Source organism: Tepidimonas sp., from assembly GCF_036825565.1.
GTDB lineage: Bacteria > Pseudomonadota > Gammaproteobacteria > Burkholderiales > Burkholderiaceae_C > Tepidimonas.
Window position 1 is genome coordinate 1 of record NZ_DAISXZ010000102.1, and the last position, 6280, is coordinate 6280.

The following is a 6280-nucleotide window of genomic DNA, read 5'->3' on the forward strand; positions in this document are numbered from 1 at the left end:
ATTAATAGTTTTGATTTATTGGCGCAGGGTGCCCGTACACTCGAGGGCTGTCATTTCAGCAAGGCCAGCGCTTCGCGGAACCGCGGGTGCTGCGCATTGCGCAACCACTCGAAGCCCACCATTTCGGCGGTGACCAGTTCCACCCCGTTGGCGGCCAAACGGTCCAGCGCGGCATCGCGATCGCGGTCGCGGCGCGAGCCGCAAGCGTCTGTCACCACCCAGACGTCCAACTCCTGCTCCACCAAGCCAAGTGCCGTCTGCAGCAGGCATACATGGGTCTCGCAGCCGGCCAGCACGATCGTCTGCCGACTCGGCGCGGTGGGCTTTTGCAGGTGCTTGGGCAGGCTGCAGGCATTGCCCGCTGGGCGAGCCGGCGCCCGCAGGGCGGTCAGCAGGCCACTGTCGCAGGCATCGAACGCGGTTTTGGCAAACACCTGCCGACACCGGCTGCGCAGCGACGGCGCCAGAGGCCCCAGCCGCTCGGGGGCTTGTTCCGTCCCCCAGACGGGCACCTTCAGCAGGTGCGCCAAGCCGGCCAGCAGTTCGGCGCGCTGCAACACCTCGTCGCCCCGCGCGATGGCCGGCATCAACCTGGCCTGATAGTCCACCAGCACGAGCTGGCAGTCGTTTGCATCCAACAACATGCGTTCTTTGGTCCCCAAAACACCCGTGGGACGAAGCGGCCCCGTTGACGTCGGCTGCCGTCCTGCCCTAATGTGTGCGCCGTGATGCCGCAACATGCCACGGCCCAGCCGATCGTTCCCCAAGCCCTGCGCCGCCGGGCGTGGGGGATTGCATTGGCGCTCGCGCTGCCGCTGACCGCAAAGGCCGGCGATCCTATCATGGATCTTCTCACCGCGCGGGGGGTGCTGAGGGATGGGGCTGCGCCTGCACGGCCTGCGCTGACCGACGATGCTCACGGCCGCCGATCGGCCGCCTTGGTGTACGCCATGGCTTACGTCGGAGTGCCTTACCAGCGCGGCGGCACCGGGTTTGACCAGGGGGTGGATTGCAGCGGCTTCGTGCAGATCACCTATCGCGAGAGCGCCGGCATCCTGTTGCCGAGGCGCGCGGCGGAACAGGCGCAGGCGACGCTGCCCATCGAGACGGAGGCCTTGGCCCCCGGGGATTTGGTGTTTTTCAACACCCTGGGCGAGCCGTTCAGCCACGTGGGCATTTACGTCGGGCAGGGGCGGTTCATTCATTCGCCCCGCTCCGGCGCCCATGTGCGCATGGAGCGCCTGGAGGACCGCTACTGGCGCGACCGCTTCAATGGTGCGCGCCGCGTGATTGGCGACAGCAGCGGTTGAGGCCGCCCGTGCATGGGCGGCTATTCGGGAGACTCAGGCGGCTGCCTTGCGCAGGATGTCGTACAACTGATCCTTGAGCAGCAGCTTTTCCTTCTTCAGCGTCTCGATCTGCTCGTGCGTGCCGGGCTCAATGCCCTGCTCCATGCGCTGGATGCGCTCATCCAGCTCGTTGTGCTTGTCGAACAGGCGGGTGAAGTGGTGATCGCTGGTCTTGAGCTTGGTGATCAGGCCGCGGTATTCGGGGAACATGGTGATTCGCGCTTGGGGGTTGAAAGATCGACGCCTGCATCTTACCGCAAGGCGACGTCAAGGCCCGCGCGAGCGCGCTCGGGCCTTGACCTGCCTCAAGCGGACGCGACGCGCACGCAGTCGGCGTAGTAGCGTTTGCCGCCGTCGAACGTCTCCTCGATGGCCAGGCCGTGGATGTCCGTCTCGAAACCCGGGCAGCGCTCGTTGAACTCGCGCGAGAACTTCAGGTAGTCCACGATCCTGCGGTTAAACACCTCGCCGGGGATGAGCAGCGGAATGCCGGGCGGATAGGGCGTGATCAGCGCCGTGGTGATGCGCCCCTCCAGCTCGTCGATAGGCACGCGCTCGGTGTTGCGGTGGGCGATCTGCGCGAAGGCGTCACTCGGCTTCATGGCCGGGGTCAGGTCGCTCAGGTAAATCTCGGTGGTTAGCCGGGCGACGTCGTATTTGGCATACATCTCGTGCACGAACTGGCACAGATCACGCAGGCCCATGCGCTCGTAGCGCGGCTGCTTGCGGCAGAACTCCGGCATCACGCGCCACATCGGTTGGTTGCGGTCGTAGTCGTCCTTGAACTGCTGCAGCGCGGTCAGCAGCGTGTTCCAGCGGCCCTTGGTGATGCCGATGGTGAACATGATGAAGAACGAGTACAGCCCGGTCTTTTCCACCACCACGCCGTGCTCGGCCAGGAACTTGGTGACGATGCTCGCCGGAATCCCGGTGGGGGCGAAGTCCCCTTTGAGGTTGAGGCCCGGCGTGATGATGGTGGCCTTGATCGGGTCCAGCATGTTGAAGCCTGGCGCCATGTCGCCGAAGCCGTGCCAGGCGTCCTCGCCGTCGGCCGTCTGCACGCCATCGGCATCGGTGCGTTTGAGCACCCAGTCGCTGGCGCGGCCGATGCCCTCCTCAGCCAGTTCCTCCGGCCCCCAGACCTGGAACCACCAATCGGTGTCGCCGAACTCGGCGTCCACCTTGCGCATCGCGCGGCGAAAGTCCAGCGACTCGGCAATGCTTTCCTCCACCAGCGCGGTACCACCAGGCGGCTCCATCATGGCCGCCGCCACGTCGCAACTGGCGATGATGCTGTACTGCGGGCTGGTGGAGGTGTGCATCAGGTACGCTTCGTTGAACAGGTGGCGATCCAACTTTTGCGTCTGCGAGTCCTGCACCAGCACGTGGCTGGCCTGGCTGATGCCTGCCAGCAGTTTGTGGATGGACTGCGTGGAATAGACCACCGAATGCTGGGGCCGACCGCGCTTGCGGCCCATCGCGTGGAAGGTGCCGTAAAAGGGGTGGAAGGCCGCGTGCGGCAACCACGCCTCGTCGAAGTGCAGGTTGTCCACGTAGCCATCCAGCATCTGCTTGATGGTCTCGGTGTTGTATAGCACGCCGTCGTAGGTGGACTGCGTGAGCGTAAGGATGCGCGGCTTCACCGCCTTGGGGTCCACACCGCTGAGCAGGGGGTTGGCTGCGATCTTGGCCTCGATGGCCTCGCGGGTGAATTCGCTTTGCTGAATCGGCCCGATGATGCCGTAATGGTTGCGCGTGGGCTTGAGAAAGACGGGGATGGCCCCCGTCATGATGATCGAGTGCAGGATCGACTTATGGCAGTTGCGGTCCACCACCACCACATCGCCCGGCGCCACCGTGTGGTGCCAGACCATCTTGTTGCTGGTGCTGGTGCCGTTGGTGACGAAGAAGCAGTGGTCGGCGTTGAAGATGCGCGCGGCGTTGCGTTCGCTCTCGCCGATGGCGCCGTTGTGGTCCAGCAGCTGGCCCAGCTCCTCCACCGCGTTGCAGACGTCGGCGCGCAGCATGTTCTCGCCAAAGAACTGGTGGAACATCTGCCCGACCGGGGTCTTGAGGAACGCCACCCCGCCCGAGTGACCCGGGCAGTGCCAGGAGTAGGAGCCATCCTCGGCATAGTCCAGCAGCGCCTTGAAGAACGGCGGCTGGATGTACTCCAGGTAGGCCTTGGCCTCGCGGATGATGTGGCGCGCGACGAACTCCGGCGTGTCCTCGAACATGTGGATGAAGCCGTGCAGCTCGCGCAGGATGTCGTTGGGCAGGTGGCGGCTGGTGCGCGTCTCGCCATAGACGTAGATGGGCACCTCGGCATTCTTGCGCCGAACCTCCTGGATGAAGGCGCGCAGGTTGAGCACCGCCGGATCCTGCTCGGGGTTGCCGGTCACCTCCTCGTCGTCGATCGACAGGATGAACGCGCTGGCGCGGCTTTGCTGCTGGGCGAATTGGCTCAGGTCGCCGTAGCTGGTGACGCCGACGACCTCGAAGCCTTCGGCCTCGATCGCCTGCGCCAGCGCGCGGATGCCCAGACCCGACGTGTTGTCGGAGCGGTAATCTTCGTCGATGATGACGATCGGGAAGCGGAATTTCATGGTCCGCGAGTGTAGGCCAAAGGGGTGAACGATGGATGACGCGACGCTGTGGTGGGTGCTGGCCGGACTGCTGGTGGCCGCCGAACTCGCCAGCGGCACCTTCTTTCTGCTGATGCTGGCGCTGGCCGCAGCCGCCGGGGCCCTGGCCGTGTATGCGGGGCTGGCCTTCAGCGGCCAACTGCTGGCCGCGGGGCTGTGCGCGCTGCTGACGGTGGGCGGCTGGGCGTGGGTGCGGCTGCGCCGCCGCGCCCCTAGCCCCCAGGCCAACCCGGACGTCGTGCTCGACGTCGGCCAGACCGTGCAGGTGCCGGCGTGGCAGCCCGACGGCACCGCGCTGGTGCGCTACCGCGGTGCCGATTGGCTGGCGGTGGCCTCGAGTGCGCACGGCCAGCGCCGTCCCGGTCCCCACCGCATCCGCGCGGTGCAGGGCAATCGGCTCGTCATCGAGCCGGTGGATCCTTCCTGAAAGCCGCCCCTCTTCAGCCCCCCTACCCTTCCCTTCGATCGAAAGCCTCTCCCATGGAAATCGCCATCGTCGTCGTCATCGTCGCGCTCGTCTTCGTCGTCAAGTCGATCAAGGTCGTGCCGCAGCAGACCGCCTGGGTGGTCGAGCGGCTCGGCCGCTACGACAGAACGCTGGCTCCGGGTCTGAACTTCGTCGTGCCGTTCATCGAGAAGGTGGCCTACCGGCATAGCCTGAAGGAGATCCCACTGGATGTGCCGGAGCAGATCTGCATCACCAAGGACAACACCCAGCTCAAGGTCGACGGCATCCTCTACTTCCAGGTCACCGACCCGATGCGGGCGAGCTACGGCTCCTCCAACTACGTGCTGGCGATCACGCAGCTGGCGCAGACGACGCTGCGAAGCGTCATCGGCCGGCTGGAGCTGGACAAGACCTTCGAAGAGCGCGAGATGATCAACGCCCAGGTCGTCAACGCCATCGACGAGGCGGCGCTGAACTGGGGCGTGAAGGTGCTGCGCTACGAGATCAAGGACCTGACGCCGCCGGCGGAGATCCTGCGCGCGATGCAGGCGCAGATCACCGCCGAGCGCGAAAAGCGCGCGCTGATCGCCGCCTCCGAGGGCAAGCGGCAGGAGCAGATCAACCTCGCGGAGGGCGAGCGCGCCGCCTTCATCGCCAAGAGCGAGGGCGAGAAGCAGGCCGCGATCAACCAGGCGCAGGGCGAGGCCGCCGCCATCCGCGAGGTGGCCGAAGCGACCGCGCAGGCCATCGAACGCATCGCCGCCGCCATCCGCCAGCCGGGTGGTGAACAGGCGGTGCAGCTCAAGGTCGCCGAAAAGGCGGTGGAGGCCTACGCCCGCGTGGCGCACGATGCCGACACGACCCTCATCGTCCCGAGCACGATGAGCGAGGTCTCGGCGCTGATTGGCTCGGCCATGAAGATGGTCGGCACCGTCAAGAGCGCCTGAGCGTCGGTGCTACAATGCGGGGCTCCCGCGGAGAGATGGATGAGTGGTTTAAGTCGCACGCCTGGAAAGCGTGTAGGGGTTAACAGCCCCTCGGGGGTTCGAATCCCCCTCTCTCCGCCAATTTTGCCAGTTATACTGGCCTTCCCGCAGGGTTTTGACGGCACACCCGCCTAAAAACCCGCCTTTCCCGAAGTGATGGGATGCGATGAGGTAAGGCCCTGTGTGACGATGAAAAAAGCCGCCCTCGGGCGGCTTTCTTCTTTCCGGCTCCCGCGTTCCGATCACAACGCGAGTTCGGCCTGCCTGCGGAAGTCCTCGATGCTCACGGACTCGCCCGCCACAATCCGGTCGTACAGGGCCTGCATCAGCTCCGGGCTCACGCTCTTGTCGAGGAAGCGAAACGACGATGCAGCGACGTACTCCGGCAGCGCCTCGAAGGCCATCCAGCGCCGTCCCTCCGCCTCTGCTACCTGCCCCGTAGTGTTCGAGCCCCCGAAGATGTCCACAACGAGGTCGCCCGGCTCCGTGAGCATCCGAATGAAGAACTCCGGCAGCTTCGCCGGGAAGCGCGCGGGGTGTCCCTTGATGCCTACTGCCTTGCAGCCTGACAGGTACTGACCGTTGGACTCGGAGTTGGAGATTTGTAGCAGGTTCGGCGGGATCGCTCCGCCGTTGTCCTTGGCGAAGCCTTTCCCGATGTCGTGCCCAGAGGGGCGGACCTTGGGCGTGTAGAACTTGTCCGGGTCCTCGATCAGCTTTTTCATCCGGTCGCTGTACGGGGCCAGAACCTTCGTGATGTCCGACTTCGGCCACTCGGTCTTGCTGAACCACCACACGGTGTTGATCGAGTCCTTCACGCGCAGCTTGCGCTTGTTCACCCACTCAATCGGG

At 65.3% G+C, this 6280-nt stretch carries 7 protein-coding genes and 1 tRNA gene; 4 read left to right on the plus strand and 4 right to left on the minus strand.

What is annotated here, in order from left to right:
- Window positions 1-50: 50 nt before the first annotated feature.
- Window positions 51-644: an isochorismatase family protein gene (locus V7026_RS10770; protein ID WP_334155382.1), complete on the minus strand. Its 594-nt coding sequence runs from the start codon at window positions 642-644 to the stop codon at window positions 51-53.
- Window positions 645-950: 306 nt separating this feature from the next.
- Between V7026_RS10770 and V7026_RS10775 the strand changes: the two genes are divergently transcribed.
- Entirely contained in the window at window positions 951-1310 is a 360-nt protein-coding gene (locus V7026_RS10775; protein ID WP_334155383.1) for a C40 family peptidase, read from the plus strand.
- 33 nt (window positions 1311-1343) lie between these two features.
- On the opposite strand, the gene V7026_RS10780 is transcribed toward V7026_RS10775, so the two are convergent.
- Together V7026_RS10780 and V7026_RS10785 are read right to left on the minus strand one after the other, a co-directional pair.
- Window positions 1344-1559: a YdcH family protein gene (locus V7026_RS10780; protein ID WP_334155384.1), complete on the minus strand. Its 216-nt coding sequence runs from the start codon at window positions 1557-1559 to the stop codon at window positions 1344-1346.
- A 95-nt stretch (window positions 1560-1654) separates the two neighbouring features.
- Window positions 1655-3955, minus strand: a complete 2301-nt coding sequence (locus V7026_RS10785) for an arginine/lysine/ornithine decarboxylase (RefSeq protein ID WP_334155385.1) — start codon at window positions 3953-3955, stop codon at window positions 1655-1657.
- A 31-nt stretch (window positions 3956-3986) separates the two neighbouring features.
- Between V7026_RS10785 and V7026_RS10790 the strand changes: the two genes are divergently transcribed.
- From V7026_RS10790 to V7026_RS10800, 3 genes are all read left to right on the plus strand, one after another.
- Window positions 3987-4421 carry an NfeD family protein gene (locus V7026_RS10790; protein ID WP_334155386.1) on the plus strand — a complete coding sequence of 145 codons (435 nt, stop codon included), beginning with the start codon at window positions 3987-3989 and terminating at the stop codon, window positions 4419-4421.
- 53 nt (window positions 4422-4474) lie between these two features.
- Window positions 4475-5389 carry an SPFH domain-containing protein gene (locus V7026_RS10795; RefSeq protein ID WP_334155387.1) on the plus strand — a complete coding sequence of 305 codons (915 nt, stop codon included), beginning with the start codon at window positions 4475-4477 and terminating at the stop codon, window positions 5387-5389.
- 29 nt (window positions 5390-5418) lie between these two features.
- Window positions 5419-5509 (plus strand) — tRNA-Ser (locus V7026_RS10800).
- Between the two features lie 161 nt (window positions 5510-5670).
- On the opposite strand, the gene V7026_RS10805 is transcribed toward V7026_RS10800, so the two are convergent.
- Window positions 5671-6280: site-specific DNA-methyltransferase (locus V7026_RS10805; protein ID WP_334155388.1), on the minus strand; the 610-nt coding region annotated here is incomplete at its 5' end.